Annotated in this window: 12 protein-coding genes and 1 pseudogene; 4 read left to right on the forward strand and 9 right to left on the reverse strand. The window is 69.3% G+C overall.

Features of this window, described 5'->3' with window-relative positions:
* Positions 1-9: 9 nt before the first annotated feature.
* Positions 10-801, forward strand: a complete 792-nt coding sequence (locus tag CFN78_RS22425) for an alpha/beta fold hydrolase (protein ID WP_240519626.1) — start codon at positions 10-12, stop codon at positions 799-801.
* 46 nt (positions 802-847) lie between these two features.
* Here the strand turns inward: CFN78_RS22425 and CFN78_RS22430 are convergent, their stop codons facing one another.
* The 5 genes from CFN78_RS22430 to CFN78_RS22450 all read right to left on the reverse strand — a co-directional run bounded on the left by CFN78_RS22430 (position 848) and on the right by CFN78_RS22450 (position 6,290).
* Positions 848-1,912, reverse strand: coding sequence for a peptidoglycan recognition protein family protein (locus CFN78_RS22430; RefSeq protein ID WP_094864964.1), 1,065 nt, complete (start codon positions 1,910-1,912; stop codon positions 848-850).
* A 361-nt stretch (positions 1,913-2,273) separates the two neighbouring features.
* Positions 2,274-3,353 carry a peptidoglycan recognition protein family protein gene (locus CFN78_RS22435; RefSeq protein ID WP_094864852.1) on the reverse strand — a complete coding sequence of 360 codons (1,080 nt, stop codon included), beginning with the start codon at positions 3,351-3,353 and terminating at the stop codon, positions 2,274-2,276.
* 287 nt (positions 3,354-3,640) lie between these two features.
* Positions 3,641-4,516, reverse strand: coding sequence for an HhH-GPD family protein (locus tag CFN78_RS22440; RefSeq protein ID WP_094864853.1), 876 nt, complete (start codon positions 4,514-4,516; stop codon positions 3,641-3,643).
* Between the two features lie 37 nt (positions 4,517-4,553).
* Entirely contained in the window at positions 4,554-5,057 is a 504-nt protein-coding gene (locus tag CFN78_RS22445; protein WP_094864854.1) for a beta-class carbonic anhydrase, read from the reverse strand.
* Positions 5,058-5,189: 132 nt separating this feature from the next.
* A complete protein-coding gene (locus CFN78_RS22450) occupies positions 5,190-6,290 on the reverse strand; it encodes a LacI family DNA-binding transcriptional regulator (RefSeq protein ID WP_094864855.1) in 1,101 nt (366 codons plus the stop codon).
* Positions 6,291-6,510: 220 nt separating this feature from the next.
* On the opposite strand from CFN78_RS22450, the gene CFN78_RS22455 reads away from it, so the two are divergent.
* The 3 genes and pseudogenes from CFN78_RS22455 to CFN78_RS22465 all read left to right on the forward strand — a co-directional run bounded on the left by CFN78_RS22455 (position 6,511) and on the right by CFN78_RS22465 (position 9,295).
* Complete coding sequence (locus CFN78_RS22455) at positions 6,511-7,542, forward strand: metal ABC transporter solute-binding protein, Zn/Mn family (protein WP_094864856.1); 1,032 nt, start codon at positions 6,511-6,513, stop codon at positions 7,540-7,542.
* Positions 7,543-7,613: 71 nt separating this feature from the next.
* Positions 7,614-8,354: pseudogene (locus tag CFN78_RS22460) on the forward strand (metal ABC transporter ATP-binding protein); the annotation flags it as partial.
* 47 nt (positions 8,355-8,401) lie between these two features.
* On the forward strand, positions 8,402-9,295 hold the full coding sequence (locus tag CFN78_RS22465) for a metal ABC transporter permease (protein WP_094864858.1): 894 nt from the start codon (positions 8,402-8,404) through the stop codon (positions 9,293-9,295).
* Here the strand turns inward: CFN78_RS22465 and CFN78_RS22470 are convergent.
* The 4 genes from CFN78_RS22470 to CFN78_RS22485 form a co-directional block, all read right to left on the reverse strand.
* A complete protein-coding gene (locus tag CFN78_RS22470; protein WP_205660615.1) occupies positions 9,249-10,559 on the reverse strand; it encodes an alginate O-acetyltransferase AlgX-related protein in 1,311 nt (436 codons plus the stop codon). The two genes, CFN78_RS22465 and CFN78_RS22470, sit on opposite strands and share 47 nt — an antisense overlap.
* Before the next feature lie 153 nt (positions 10,560-10,712).
* The gene (locus CFN78_RS22475; protein ID WP_094864860.1) at positions 10,713-11,942 is read right to left on the reverse strand and encodes a DUF445 domain-containing protein; all 1,230 of its coding nucleotides are present in this window, start codon (positions 11,940-11,942) and stop codon (positions 10,713-10,715) included.
* 60 nt (positions 11,943-12,002) lie between these two features.
* Positions 12,003-13,178: a DUF445 domain-containing protein gene (locus CFN78_RS22480; protein WP_205660622.1), complete on the reverse strand. Its 1,176-nt coding sequence runs from the start codon at positions 13,176-13,178 to the stop codon at positions 12,003-12,005.
* A gap of 173 nt (positions 13,179-13,351) precedes the next feature.
* A complete protein-coding gene (locus CFN78_RS22485; protein ID WP_094864862.1) occupies positions 13,352-14,788 on the reverse strand; it encodes an MBOAT family O-acyltransferase in 1,437 nt (478 codons plus the stop codon).
* Positions 14,789-14,880 lie beyond the last annotated feature (92 nt).

The raw sequence follows: 14,880 nt of genomic DNA on the forward strand, positions 1-14,880 counted from the left end.
GGAGTCTAGGTGGACGGGCCGAAGGTGCCGGAAACCCGCACGGCCGGGGGCGAGGTCGTCGACTTCGGCGGCGAGGGCCCGCCGATCGTCCTGCTGCACGGCCTGATGGGGCGGGCGCGGACGTGGTGGGCGGTGGCGCGCTGGCTGCGCCGGTACGGGCACGTCCTCGGCCTCGACGCCCGAGGGCACGGCCTGCGCGCGCGGAAGGGGACCTGGCGCACGGAGGAGTTCGTCGAGGACGTGGCCGGGTTGATTCGCGAACTGGACGCCGGGCCCGCCGTGGTGATCGGTCACTCGATGGGCGGCCTGCACGCGTTCGCGCTCGCGGCCACGTATCCGTCCCTCGTGCGCGCGGTCGTCGTGGAGGACATGGCGCCCGACCAGCGGGGGCGCACGGTGGACACCTGGCGCGGGTACTTCGAGTCGTGGCCGGTGCCGTTCCAGTCGCTCGGCCACGTGCGGGAGTTCTTCGGCGGTACCGGGGACTACTTCGCCGAGTGCGTGGTGGACCGCGGCGACGGCTACCACCTGATGGCCGACCTCGCGGACCTGTACGAGATCGCGTCCGAGTGGGGCCGTCGCGACTACTGGTCCTTTGTGGACGGTGTCAGGTGCCCGCTGCTGGCCGTCGAGGCGGAGTTCACCGCGATGCCGGCCGGGCAGCAGGCGGAACTCGCCGCACGGGTGCCCGGCGGCAGGCACCTCGTCGTCGAGGGCGCGGGACACGTCGTGCACGACGATGCCCCGCAGGAGTACCGCGGCGCCGTCGAGGCGTTTCTGGCCGCCCTCCCGGCTCCCTGACGCCCTTCCCCGCGACGTTGGTCGCGGGGAAGGGCAGGGATGTCGGTCAGGCGGAGAGGAGTTCCTTCCACGCCTGGGTGTTCAGCGTGCCGAGCGAGGCGGAACGGGTGCCGGTGGAGTCGGCGAGCACGCCGGCCGCCCTGGCCGCGTCGCTGCCGGTGCCCGGGGCGACCGAGGGCGTCAGCAGCGGCCAGACGTCGGCACCGAGGAAGCCGCGTTCGTCGGCGAGCATGCTTGCCATGCAGGTGTGCCGTTCGACGCCGCGGGCATCAGCGAAGGCGGCGACGGCGTCGGCGGTGGCCGGGCCGAACACGCCGTCGGTCGGCACGCCGCGCAGGCCCTGCCCGCGCAGCAGGTGCTGTGCGGCGAGCACCTTCTGCCCGGTGTCGCCCGGCTTGAGCAGCGGCCACTCGGCGACGGTCAGCACCTCGCTGTTCAGTGCCTTGCCGACGGCCTTGCGCAGCTCCGGCAACCGGCCGTAGAGAACACCACCGGGGCATTCCGTCGAGTTGAAGTCACGGTGCCCCTTGATGTTCGCCGGCGTCACGCCGTACTGGCTCGCCATGTACGACACCAGTTCCACCAGCGAGCTCCACAGCTTCGCGGGTACCGAGGCGGTCACGTAGTTGCCCTCGTTCTCGATGCCGATCGCCTCGGTGTTCTTGCCGGACACGTGCGCGCCCTCGACGTGCTTGTTGCCCGACTTCAGTGCGTCCAGGCTGTGCTGGCGCCCCTCGACGATGAATCCGCCGCGACTGTTGGTGAACTGCTGGCCGCTGTCCGACCAGCCGTTGCCGTCCATGTGCGCGTTCTGGATGATGCGGGACACCTCGAAGGCGCGCGCCTTGCTGAAATCGTCGGTGTTGCCGGGACTGGCCGTGTGGTGCACGACGATGTAGGTCGGTTTCCGGTCGAGCACGGTCACCGTGCTGCTCGGCTTGCGCGCGTTCCAGTCCGACCTGCTGTACATCGTCGGCGCGGCTTTCCCGGACACCGATTCTACGGGCGCGCTCTCGGCGAACGCGGATCCCACGGGTAGCGCGCCGAGCGCGCCGACGGCGGTGACGGTCAGGCCGCCCTTGATCAGGGTGCGGCGGTCCACGGAGGGCATCTCGGCCATTCTCGGTCTCCTCAGGCAGTGGTGAATCCACCTGGGCACCCTGATGTGGTTCTGCCCCGTGCGCCCCAGTGGTATTCGTCGATTGCGCGCGACGCTAACGGCTGGACGTTCTCCGGACAATAGATAACCGACTTTGGTCGTATTATGTCGAAGAATGCCGATACGCGCGGGCTAGTCGTACTGGTCCATCTGGCGGTGCGGAATTCTGGAATCAGCCGAAACGGGCGCCGGTGGCGCAATTCCTGTCTGGGCAGGGAAAATCATCCGATGTCCGGAACAGCGGTGCCGAAATTGGTAGCCGCGTGGCTGGGGAATCGTCGGGGTACTCCCCAGCCACGCGGTCGTCGGGGCGTCAGGCGGAGAGGAGTTCCTTCCACGCCTGGGTGTTCAGCGTTCCGAGCGAGGCGGTGCGCACGCCGGCGGCGTTCGCCAGCACACCGGCCGCGCGGGCCGCTTCGGTGTTCGTGCCGGGTGCGACGGCCGGGGTGATCAGCGGAAGCAGATCGGCACCCAGGAAACCGCGCTCCTCGGAGCGCATCGTGGCCGTGCAACTGTGCTTCTCCAGACCGCGGGCGGCGGAGAGGGATTCGACCGCGTCCGCGGTGGACGGTCCGAAGACCCCGTCGGTGGGCACGTTGCGCGCGCCCTGCTCCCGCAGAAGGTGTTGCGCGGCAAGGACTTTCTGACCGGTCTGGCCTGGCTTGAGCAGCGGCCACTCGGTCGCCTCGCGCACCTCGACGCCGAGCGCACCGCCGACGGCCTGCCGCAGTTCGGGCAGCCTGCCGTAGAGCACGGTGCCGGGGCACTCGGTGGCGTTGAAGTCGCGGTGGCCCTTGATGTTCGCGGGCGCCACGCCGTACTGGCTGGCCATGTAGGCGACGAGCTGCACCAGCGAGGTCCAGAGGGCGGGCGGCACGTCGACGTCGACGTAGATGCCCTCGTTCTCGATGCCGATGACCTCGCTGTTGTGGTTGCCCACGTTGGCGCCCTGGACGTGCTGGGTGCCGCCGTTGAGGATCTCGATGCTGCGGTGCCTGCCCTCGGTGATGAACCCGCCGCGGCTGTTGGTGAACTGCTGGCCGCTGTCCACCCAGCCGTTGCCGTCCATGTGCGCGTTCTGGATGACGCGGGAGATCTCGAAGGCGTGTTCCTTCGAGTAGTCCTCGCTGTTGCCGGGGTCGGCGGTGTGGTGCACGACGATGTAGGTCGGCTTGTGGTTCTCGACGACGATGGCGCCGCTCGGCGGGCGGGCACCCCAGTCGGAGGTGCCGAACATCTGCGGTGGTGCCGCGACCGTCCCGTTCGCCGCTCTCCGCGCGATCGGGGCTGCGGACGCGGTGCCGATCGGCAACGCGGTGAGCGCACCGACAGCGGTGACCGTCAGTCCACCCTTGAGCAGGGCGCGACGGTCGAAGCCAGGCTTCTCAGCCATTTCGATCTCCCTCGGCAGGGGCGAACTCGCCGGGAGCGAACTCGCCCAGATCTATGCGTAGTGCTGCGTTATTCGGTTATGCGCAGGTGTTGATGCAGGGGTTTTCAACGGAGACGGTAGCCGCCCGGCGGGGGCTGAGACAATGGCTAACCAACTCTGGTCGGTCATTGTTGATGAGCGCCAATTCTACGGAGAGTAGAGCGATTGGTCCGTTCGGCGGATCAATACCAATGGACCGGAGGGAATATGCGGAGCGTTTCTTCCGCTTTCTTGCTCGGAAGTGGCGGTCAGTGCTCGCCGGGCAGCGCGAATCGGCCGTCGCCGGTCTGCTCCAGCAAGCCGTCCACCAGCAGCGAGTCAAGACAGCGGTCCCGCTGTCCTGCTTGCGGCCAGACCAGGTCGAGCGCCGCCCGGTCGACCGGGCCCTCGGTACCGCGCAGCACGTCCAGCAGCAGTCCGCGAACCTGACGATCGGTGCCGGCGAACCGCTGGACCTGCTTGACGGGCCCGGCGTACGCCGGCCGTCCGGCCCGCTGCCATGCGCAGTCGCCGTACACCGGGCAGTCCGCGCACCGTGGCGTCCGTGCCGTGCAGACGAGGGCGCCCAGTTCCATCAACGCCGCGGAGAACCGCGCCGCCCGGCCGTCCTCCGCGGGCAGGAAGGCCTCGACGTCGGCGAGATCGCGGGTGGTTGATGCCGGACCGGCCTCGCCCGAACCGTGCACCGCCCTGGCCACGACCCGGCGGACGTTGATGTCCACCACCGGCGCTCGCCTGCCGTAGGCGAACGCCGTCACCGCCCGCGCGGTGTAGGCACCGATACCGGGCAGGGCCAGCAGAGTGTCCACATCGGACGGTACGAGGTCACCGTGCTCGGCGGCGATGGCCGTGGCGGCGGCGTGCAACCGCAGCGCGCGACGCGGGTAGCCGAGCTTTCCCCAGGCGCGCACCACCTCGCCCTGACTCGACGCGGCGAGATCCGAGGGGCGGGGCCACCGGGCCATCCAGGCCAGCCAGATCGGGCGCACCCTGGCCACCGGGGTCTGCTGCAACATGATCTCGCTGACCAGCACGCCCCAGGCGGTGCATTCCGGTTCCCGCCACGGCAGGTCCCGGCCGTGCGTGTCGAACCAGGAGAGCAGGGCGCCTTCGTCGATGGACATCGCGGCGAGCCTACCCGCGCGGCATCGCCGCCCGACGTTACGGCTTGGCGCCGTCGACCTCGGTCAGCCTGCCCTCGTGCACGTCGTAGACGAAGCCCCGGACCTGGTCGGTGTGCGGAAGGAACGGGCTGTGCCGCACGCGGTTGATCGAACCGCGGACACTGTCGGCGACCTCGCGGAACGCCTCCACCGCCCAGGTCGGCCGCAGTCCGCTGTCGGTCTCCAGTTCGTCCTTGAAGTCGTCCTCGGTGACCATCGAGAGCCCGCAGTTCGTGTGCTGCACGATCAGCACCTCGCGGGTGCCGAGCTTGCGCTGGCTCAGTGCAAGCGAACGGATCATGTCGTCGGTGACCACACCACCCGCGTTGCGCAGCACGTGCGACTCACCCTGCAGCAGGCCGAACAGCTCGAAGACACGGATGCGCGCGTCCATGCAGGTGAGAATCGCGACGTGCAAAGAGGGGCTCGGCGAGGAACGATCGCCGCGAACGGCATCGTCCAAGGCGTCGTTGCGCTTGAGCAGGACGTCTATCGCGGTCATGGTGCCTCCTCGGCCGCGGTGCCCGGCACCGTGGACGGCGGTCGGGTCGGGATGTCCTATTTCAACCGTCGTGCCGTGCCGCGGGCAAGCCGGTACGACCAACGTCACCCCGTCCGGCGGGCGTGCGCTCGATCACGGGCCGAACCACAGCTCCTCGGCGGTTCGCGGGGGAGCGGAGGTGGTGCCGACGCGCAGTTCGGTCGGCAGCGTGATCACCTTCGGCTCCAGCCGCTCGTTGTCGACGAGCAGCAACCGGCCCGCCACCCGGCCCTTCTCCAGTACCGGCTGGTGCACGGTGGTCAGCCCGGCACGCTGGGCGTCGGCGATGCCGTCGAAACCGGTCACCGTCAGATCGGCCGGGACGCGCAGCCCACGCCGTCCGGCTTCGGCCAGCGCGCCGAGCGCGAGGATGTCCGAGGTGCAGATCAACGCGGTGACCTGCGGATAGGCATCGAGAAGCTGGCGGGCGGCGGACGCTCCGTCGTCCACCGTGTGCTCGAAGCGCTCGACCACGGGAACGCTCGCCCAGTCCACCCCCACCTTGCCGAACGCCTCGGCCAGCCCCTCCAGCCGCGTGCGCTGGACGTGGAAGTGGGCGGAGCGCTGCCGTTCCAGCGAGACGAAGTCGTCGTTGCGTTCGCGAGCCAGCCGCATGCACAGCACACCGACCTGACGGTGACCCAGTTCGATCAGGTGCCCGGCCATCTTCCGGATCGAGGTGCTGTCGTCGGGGCCGACCCGATCGAGGCCCTCGATGCTCGGCTGGTCGATCACCACGGTCGGCACCGGCCGGGACAGCACCGCGGCCAGGTGCGGATCGTCGTCCGGTACCGAGTAGACGACGAAACCGTCCACACCGGCCCGGTGTACGGCGGCGACCTCCTCGCTACCCGGGCTCGCGGGCACCAGGTGGAGTCCGACGCCCGCTTCCTCGCAGGCCAGCGCGAGCCCTTCGAGCACGCCGACGGCGGCGGGGTCGCGGAAGGCGTAGGACAGGTTCTCGGTCAGCAGCAGCCCGACGGCACCGGCCTTACGGGTGCGCAGCGAGCGGGCGACCGGGTCCGGGCCGGGGTAGCCGAGCTTGTGCGCGGTGTCGAGCACCCGGCGGCGCAGCTCGGGGGAGAGCTGGTCGGGCCGGTTGTAGGCGTTCGACACGGTGGTTCTGGACACGCCGAGTTCGGCCGCCAGCGACGCCAGTGTCGCTTGCCGCCGTGTCCGCATTGGCCGCGCCATGAACAAACCGTAACGGTTCAGAAGCCATTCCAGAAGCTGGACCCGGCCCAGCTCACACCTGTTCGCGGTCCAGCTCGCGCCCGCGGAATTTTTGACACGTTCATCCGTTGGGGTAAAGTGAATTCGACAACGGTTTCCATTACGTGTTCCGCGTTCCCGGCCGGAGCGCCGATCCCGGGTAAAGCCGTTGTGCCCCTTCATCTTTCTCAGGAGCCGCTCTATGACCACTCTGCGCACCGGCCGCCTTCTCGGCGCCGTCTCCGTCGCCGTCCTGGCCCTCGGAACGGCCGCCTGCGGCTCCGGCGACTCCGCGTCGGGCGGCTCCGGCGACTCCGGCGGCAAGCTCGCCGTCACCACTTCCACCAACGTGTGGGGCAGCGTCGTGTCGGCCATCGGCGGCGACCAGGTCGAGGTCAGGTCCATCATCGACGACCCGTCCGGCGACCCGCACTCCTACCAGGCCACCCCGGAGGACGCGGTGGACGTGCAGGACGCGAAGTTCGTCCTCTACAACGGCGGCGGCTACGACGACTTCTTCACCAAGCTCGCCGAGCAGGCGCCGGAAGCCCGCAAGGTCGTCGCCTTCGACGTGTCCGGCAAGGGTGCCGAGGGCTCCGGTGCCGAGGCGGGCCACGACCACGAACACGCCGAAGGGGAAGCCGGGCACGACCACGAGCACGCCGAGGGCTCCGGCGGCGAGGCGGGCCACGACCACGAGCACGGCGTGAACGAGCACGTCTGGTACGACCTGCCCACCGTCTCGAAGGTCGCCGACCAGGTCGCCGCCGAACTCGGGCAGCTCCGTCCCGAGGCGAAGCAGACCTTCGACGGCAACGCGACGGCGTTCAAGGGCAGGATCGACGAGCTGACCGGAAAGGCGGCGAAGATCGGCGGCGACCGCCCCGGCGCCAAGGTCCTCGCCACCGAGCCGGTCGCCCACTACCTGCTGGAGGCCGCCAAGCTCACCGACGCCACCCCGGAGGACTTCTCGAAGGCCATCGAGGAGGAGTCCGACGTACCGGTCGCCGCCCAGGACGCCGTCAACCAGCTCGTCACCGGCAAACAGGTGCGGGCCGTCGTGCACAACTCGCAGACCAGCACCCCGGTCACCGACCAGCTCGTCGCCAACGCCAGGAGCGCGGGGCTGCCCGTCGTCGATGTGACCGAGACGCTGCCCGAGGGGCAGAGCGACTACATTGCGTGGATGACCCAGGAAGTGGACGCACTCACCGGAGCCCTGAGCGGTACATGACCGTCGCGCCCGTGCAGATCGAGGGCGCTGACCTGACGTTCGGCACCCGCACGCTGTGGTCCGGCCTCGACCTGGAGGTCCGGCCGGGCGAGTTCCTGGCGGTGCTCGGCCCGAACGGTTCCGGCAAGACCAGCCTGCTGCGCGTGCTGCTCGGCCTGCAGGAACTGACGGCAGGCTCGGTGCGGCTGGTCGGCCACCGCCCGGGGCGCGCCAACACCCGCGTCGGCTACATCCCGCAGCAGCGCGCCATGGACGAGGCGCTGACCATGCGCGGCACCGACCTGGTCGGCCTCGGACTCGACGGGCACCGCTGGGGCACCGGCCTGCGCGGACTCGGCGAACGCAGGCGCCGGATCGCCGGGGCCGTCGCCTCCGTCGGCGCCGAGTCGTACGCGAAGGGCCCCGTGGGCAGGCTGTCCGGCGGGGAGCAGCAGCGGCTACGGGTGGCGCAGGCACTGATCGGTGAGCCCGAGGTGCTGCTCTGCGACGAACCGCTGCTCTCGCTCGACCTCGCCCACCAGCGGGCCGTCAGCGAGCTGATCGACCGGCGCAGGCGCGAGGCGGACACGGCGATCCTGTTCGTCACGCACGAGATCAACCCGATTCTGTCCTATGTGGACCGAGTGCTGTACTTGGTGAACGGCGAGTTCCGGATCGGCACCCCGGACGAGGTGATGAACTCGCGCACGCTGTCCGAGCTCTACCGGGCGCGGGTCGAGGTGATCCACGTCGGCGGGCAGATCCACGTCGCCGGGGCGCACGGTGCCCTGTGCGAGGAGGAAGCGCACCATCTCGACGAGCACGTGCCGTGACGGCTGCCGGCGCGTACACCACCGGTGACCGGCACTGAGGGCAGGGAATGGACAAGCTGTTCGACTTCGAGCTGACCGCACGGCTGCTCGGACTGGATTTCGTGCAGACGGCGCTGCTCGCCGCGGCCGTACTCGGCCTGGTCGCCGGGGTACTCGGCCCGCTGATCGTGATGCGGCGGATGTCCTTCGCCGTGCACGGCACCGCCGAACTCGCGTTCACCGGAGCGGCGGGAGCGCTGCTGCTCGGCGTCGGGGTGGAGTACGGGGCACTGGCCGGAGCGGTCGTCGCGGCGCTGCTGCTCGGCCTGCTCGGCGGCCGGGAGTCCGACCGCGACTCGGTGATCGGCGCGATCCTCTCGTTCGGCCTCGGTCTCGGCGTCCTGCTGCTGTGGTTCTACCCGGGGCGTGCGAGCGGCAAGTTCGGCATCCTGGTCGGCCAGATCGTCGCCATCGAACCGACCGACCTCACCGTGCTGGTCGTGGCCGCGCTGCTCGTACTGGTCGTGCTCGCCTTCATCTACCGGCCACTGCTGTTCGCCAGCGTCGACCCCGGTGTCGCGGTGGCGCGCGGCGTACCCGTGCACATCCTGTCGCCGGTCTTCGCCGTGCTGGTCGGTATCGCGACCGCGCTGGGAGTGCAGATCGTCGGCGCGTTGCTGGTGGTGGCACTCATGGTCACCCCCGCGGCCGCGGCGGCCCGGATCACCGCGAGTCCCTGGCGGGCCACGGTGCTGGCCATCGTCTTCGCCGAGGTCGCGGCGCTCGGCGGGATCGTGCTGTCACTGGCCCCCGGGGCGCCGGTGAGCGCGTTCGTCACGGCCATCTCGTTCGTCATCTACCTGACCTGCAGGCTGGTGTCGTACCTGCGCGGCCGGACGCGCAAGCAGCGGCCGGTCAGCGGATCGGGCGCGCAGCCATTGCTTTCCGTGCCGACGCGATGAAGTCGTCCTCGAGGAACGGCAGGTTCCCCGAGGACGCCGCCCGCTCCACCGTCTCCACCACGACCACCTGCGAGTCCGCGAAGGCCTTCGCCGCCGTGTCCGGGTCCGAGTTCACCGACGGGTAGGCGAGCATCGTCAGGTTGGCGAACCCGCCCGGCAGGTAGCGCGAGGACGTCTCGGTGAACGAGTCGCCGAAGATCAGCACCTGCTCGTCGACCGTCCCGGTCACCGGCACCGACACCCGGTAGGCGGGGGTGTCGATGCTGCCGATGGGCGCGGCCGTGCGGTCGGTGCGACCGTCCGGCCGCAGATCGTAGGCGGTGTTCGTCTTCTCGCCCGACTTGCCGAGCAGCGGTGGGAGGTCAGCGTCGATCGTGTACTGCGAGGTCCGTTCGCTTCGCCAGGTCAACGTCGTCCCGGGCTCGACCGCCTCGGCCAGTTCCCTGGTCAGCACCACCGAGCCCTCGTCGGTCCAGTGCGTGTCGTTCGGCGGGTAGATCGGGCTGCCGGTCTCCTGCTGTGCCGCGCGCAGAGGCCCGCGCAGGTCCAGCGCCCCCGCCTCCTCGGTGAGTTTCCGCCACACCTCGCCGCTCGCCGCGGTCGCGCAGTCCTTGCCGGGGTAGTTGCCCGGCAGGTACTCGGGCACGACCGTCGACTTGTCCGGCGCGACGACGAACACGAACCGGCGTCCGGAGCTCTCCACCGCCTCGCGCAGCTCGCCCAGTTTCGCCACCGTCTCGTCCATCGGGCGTACCGGCGAGCACTTCGCGTCCGCGTCATAGCCGTAGTACAGCCAGCCGTCGGCACCGCGCACCACGCGGCGGTAACCCGCGCCGCCGTCGGACGGCCCGGAGTCCTCGACACCGCCCGCGTCCGGCGGGGGCAGTGGCAGGCCGGGCAACGGTCCGGCGTCCGGCGCGGTGCCCTGGTCCAGCGGCGCGGGCTCGCCGAACAGGCCCTGGCTCACCGCGTCCGCCGCGGCGATCGCCCCGGAACGGAAGACGAGCTGGTCGGTGGCCCAGGCCGGCAGGTCGGTGAAGAAGGACCAGCCGTCGGCGAGGCTGGGGAAGGCGGCCAGCTCGTGGTTCTCGATCTCCGACGGCCGGGCGCCGAACACCCAGGACAGCGTCGGCGCGACGAAGAACACCAGGGCGCAGGCGATGGCCGTGAGCTGCTTGCCGCCGTGCCGCGGCCGGTGCAGGGCGTGCTCTCTCGGCAACCATGCCTCGTGCACCGCGGGCAGCTTCGGGGATTCTTGCGCCACGTGCACACGGTAATCGGTCGACGTACCGCGAGGAACGCGAACCGCCTTATGTCGACGTATTGCGAAGCATCGTGCACAAGGTATCGCAATATGTCGACGTATTGCGGTACCGCGAGCGGCAATATGTCGACGTATTGCGGTGCTGGGAGGGCGTCAGTGCAGCATCAGCAGGACCTGAAGCTCGCCGACCAGCGCGCCGATGACCGCGCCGACGGCGATGAGCTTCCACTCGTCCTGCCGGAACGCCGGCCGCAGCAACCCCTCGTACTCGATCGGGGTCAGCTCGCGCATCCGTTCCTCCACCATGTGCGCGACGTCCATCGCCTCGGTCAGGTAGTCCTCGGCGTACCGGACGGTCGTCGGGAAGGTGGCCATCACCCGCTGCGCGGCGGCCCGCTTCATCTCGGTCATCCGCCGGTCACCGATCGCCACCGCCACCACGGGACGCGCGATCGAGGCCTGCTCGTCGACGGCCTCGGCGACCATCCGCTGCACCATCGCGAACAACCGGTCGGACCGCGGACCGGACAACACCGAGCGCAGCAGGTTCGGCACGGTGAGCACCTCGCGCGCGATCAGTTCGCCGTACTGCTTGGCGACCTCCTCGCGCCTGCGCTGGAACTTTCCCTGGAGCGTGAACCGGTTGAACAGCCGGATCGGCTCCCTCGGCACGAAGATCAGCTTGATCGCCAGCCAGTCGGTGAACAACCCGATCGCACCGCCGAAGATCGGCATCACCAGCGGCTCCTTGGTGATCGCCCAGACCAGGGCCTGCGCGATGCCGAGCGTGAAGCCGAAGTAGATGCCGGAACGGGCGATGAACGCCATCTCCGGCCGGGACGTCTCCCGGATCAACCGCACCAGCAGTGCCTTGTCGCTGGTGAGGTTCTGCACGGTCATGTGCTTGACGTCGAGGATCTCGTCCAGGTTCTCCCGGATCTCCTCCATGAGCTGCCGGGCGAGCTTCGGCGAGGAGGCCTGCACCTGCTTGACGATCATCTCCTGCGCCATCGTCGGCAGCACCTCCCACATGCGCGGGTGGTGCTCGGCGAGTACGTCCCGGGCGATGTCGTCGATGGCACGCAGCAGCGGCTGCTCCACCTCGCGGACCATCCGGTCCGGGTCGATGCGGGCGAAGACCTCCTTGAGGTCCAGCAGGTTCGAGGTGAGCAGGTCGGTGGCGACGGCCGCCATCCGGCCGCCGTGCCGCGGGACGACGCCCTGCCAGCCGAAGATCGTCCCCTTGATGCCGACGAACTCCAGCGGCCGGAACATCATCTCGATCGCGACGCGCTTGGTGACGTAACCGATCAGCGCGGCGATGAACGGGATCGCGGCGTAGAGCGGCCAGTGCTGCTCCAGGTCGGCGAGGATCGCGTCCACCTCGTCCTCCGTTTCCCCGGGTCAGCGTCGTCGTTCGGGCAAGTTCTAGCAGGGGACCGGTCAGTGCAACAGCAGCAGCACCTGTAGCTCGCCGACGAGCCCCCCGATGATCGCGCCGACGGCGATCAGTTTCCACTCGTCCTGCCGGAACGCCGGGCGCAGCAGCTCCTCGAACTCCATCGGGCTGAGCTTGCGCATCCGGTCGACGATGGTGTTGCGGACGTCCAGCGCGTTCGTCGCGTACGTCTCCGCGTGGTGGATGGTGCTCGGGACGAGTTCGGCCGCGCGCCGGGCGGCGGTCCGCTTCATCTCCTGGAAGTTGCGCGACCCGACCGCGACGGCCACGAACGGCTTGACGACGCTGGCCTGCGTGTCGATGGTCCGCCGCACCTCGCGGGTGATGATCTCGAACAGCCGGTCCGACTTCGGCCCGTTCAGTACGCCTTCGAGAATGTTGGGGATGGTGATGATCTCCGAGGCGATCATGTCGCCGTAGTCGGCGGCGACCTGATCCTTGCGCTTCTGGAACACTCCCTGCCAGGTGTAGAAGCCGAAGAAGCGGCGCGGCTCGCGCGGCAGGAAGATCATCTTCAGCGCGAGCCAGTCGGTGAACCAGCCGATCAGCACACCGAACAGCGGGAGCACGATCGGCGACTTGGTCAGCGCCCAGACGGCGAGCTGGACGAAGCCGAGCGCGAAACCGAACACGATGCCGGAGCGGGCGATGAAGCGCATCTCCGGCCGGGAGATGTCCCGGATCAGCCGGTTCAGCAGTTCCTTGTCCCGCACCAGGTTCGTCACGACCATGTGCTTGAGGTCCAGCACGTCGTCGATGTTCTCGGAGATCTCCCGCATGATCTTGGCGATCGCCTTCGGGGCCTCCGCCTGGATGCGGCTGAGCAGCAGTTGCTGCGCGCCGTTCGGCAACATCTCCCACAGCCGTGGCTGGTACTGCTCCATCACCTCGCGGGTGACGTCCTCGACCACGCGCAGCAGCGGGGCCTCGATCTCCTTCGCGACCTGCTCGGGATCCAGGCGCGCGAAGATCTCCTTCGGATCGACGAGGTTCTCGGTGAGCATTTCGGTGGCGGTCGCCGCCATCCGCGGGGCGTTCGCGGGCAGCACGCCCTGCCAGCCGAGCAGCGGTTTGATCCCGACGAACTCGATCGGCCGGAACATCATCTCGATCGCGACGCGCTTGGTGACGTAGCCGATCAGGGCGGCGATGAAGGGCATGCTCGCGTACACGACCCAGTGCTCGGCCAGATCGGCGAGAATCGCGTCGACGTCCAACCCCGGCCTCCCTACTCCCTGGTAGACCGTAGCTGTCTCACCCGGTCGGTGGGCAAGCCGGAGTCGCACTGTTCGCCTGGCCGGACCCGTCGCCCCGGCGGATCACCGCGCCGGCGTCAGAACTGCTCGTACAGGAACGGGCTGAAGGTTCCGGTGGCGACGAGGATCGCGGCGTAGGCGATGCCGACGGTCATCACGGTCACCCGGATCGCGGTGGCCGCCGTCGCGCGGGAGGACTCCAGCAGCGGCCCGGTTACCGGGTGCGCGGGCAGGAACACGACCCCCAGCGCGGCGAGCATGATCACCAGGCGCTGGTTGGTCAGCGCGGAGTCGACCACGTCGGATAGGCCGTCCAGGTCCGGCAGCAGCATGTGCCCGATCATCGTCAGCGCCTGCCCCAGGTCCGGTGCGCGGAAGAACACCCAGCCGAACACCACCAGCAGCAGCGTCAGCGCCCGCCTGCCGGTCCGCGGGAGCGTGCGGTCCGGTGTGACGTCCCAGCCGAACGCCCGCTCCGCGATCAGCAGCGCCCCGTGGAACAGCCCCCACACCAGGAAGGTCCATTCCGCCCCGTGCCAGAAACCCGTCAGCACGAACACGATCGTCAGGTTGCGGTACGTGCTGCGCCGTCCGCCGCGGTTGCCGCCGAGCGGGATGTAGACGTAGTCGCGGAACCAGCGGGACAGCGACATGTGCCAGCGTCGCCAGAACTCCGTGACGGTGACCGAGGAGTACGGGCGGGCGAAGTTCTCCGGCAGCCGGAATCCCAGCATCCGGGCCAGCCCGATCGCCATGTCGGAGTAGCCGGAGAAGTCGAAGTAGAGCTGCAGCGTGTACCCGATCGCGCCGAGCCACGCCATCGCGAAGGTCATCTCGCCGGCGGGGGTGGCGAAGCAGGCGTCCACCATCGGCGCGATCGAGTCGGCGATGACGGCCTTCTTGCACAGCCCGAGCGCGAACCGGGGGAACCCGGCGGCGATGTCGTCGAGACGGTGGTTCCGGTGCTGCGGGAGCTGGTCGGCGATCTCCCGGTAACGCACGATCGGCCCGGCGACGAGCTGCGGGAACATCGAGATGTACGTGGCGAACGAGACCGGATTGCGCAGTGCGCGGCGTTCCCCGCGATAGATGTCGACCACGTACGAGATGTGGTGGAAGGTGAAGAACGAGATGCCGATCGTCATGGCGAGGTCGACGACCGGGAAGCTGCCGCCGAGCAGCCTGGCCAGCAGGTCGAACTGCTCGGTGGCGAAACCGGCGTACTTCCAGATCACCAGTACCGCGACGTCGAAGCCGACGACGCCGATCAGGATCCGCCGCCGCCTGCCGGAGGTGCGGGTGTCCCATTCGTCCGGCTCCAGCGCGGTCCCGGCGAGGAAGTTGACGATCATGCAGGTGAGCAGGAGCAGCACCGAGGCGCCCGCCCCGCTGGTGTAGAAGATCAGGCTGCCCAGCGCCACGATGCCGTTGCGCCAGCTCCTCGGGAGCACCAGCACGGCGAGCAGCAACGCCGGCATGAAGTACCAGAGGAACAACGGCGAGACGAACGACATCGATGCTCCGGGCCCCCTGGTCACGAATCTGCTCCGAGACCATAACCGACGTACCGGCGCCGTCCGCCGGAAACCGTGCGGCGGTCCGGCCG

Source organism: Amycolatopsis antarctica, from assembly GCF_002262875.1.
Taxonomy (GTDB): Bacteria; Actinomycetota; Actinomycetes; order Mycobacteriales; family Pseudonocardiaceae; genus Amycolatopsis; species Amycolatopsis antarctica.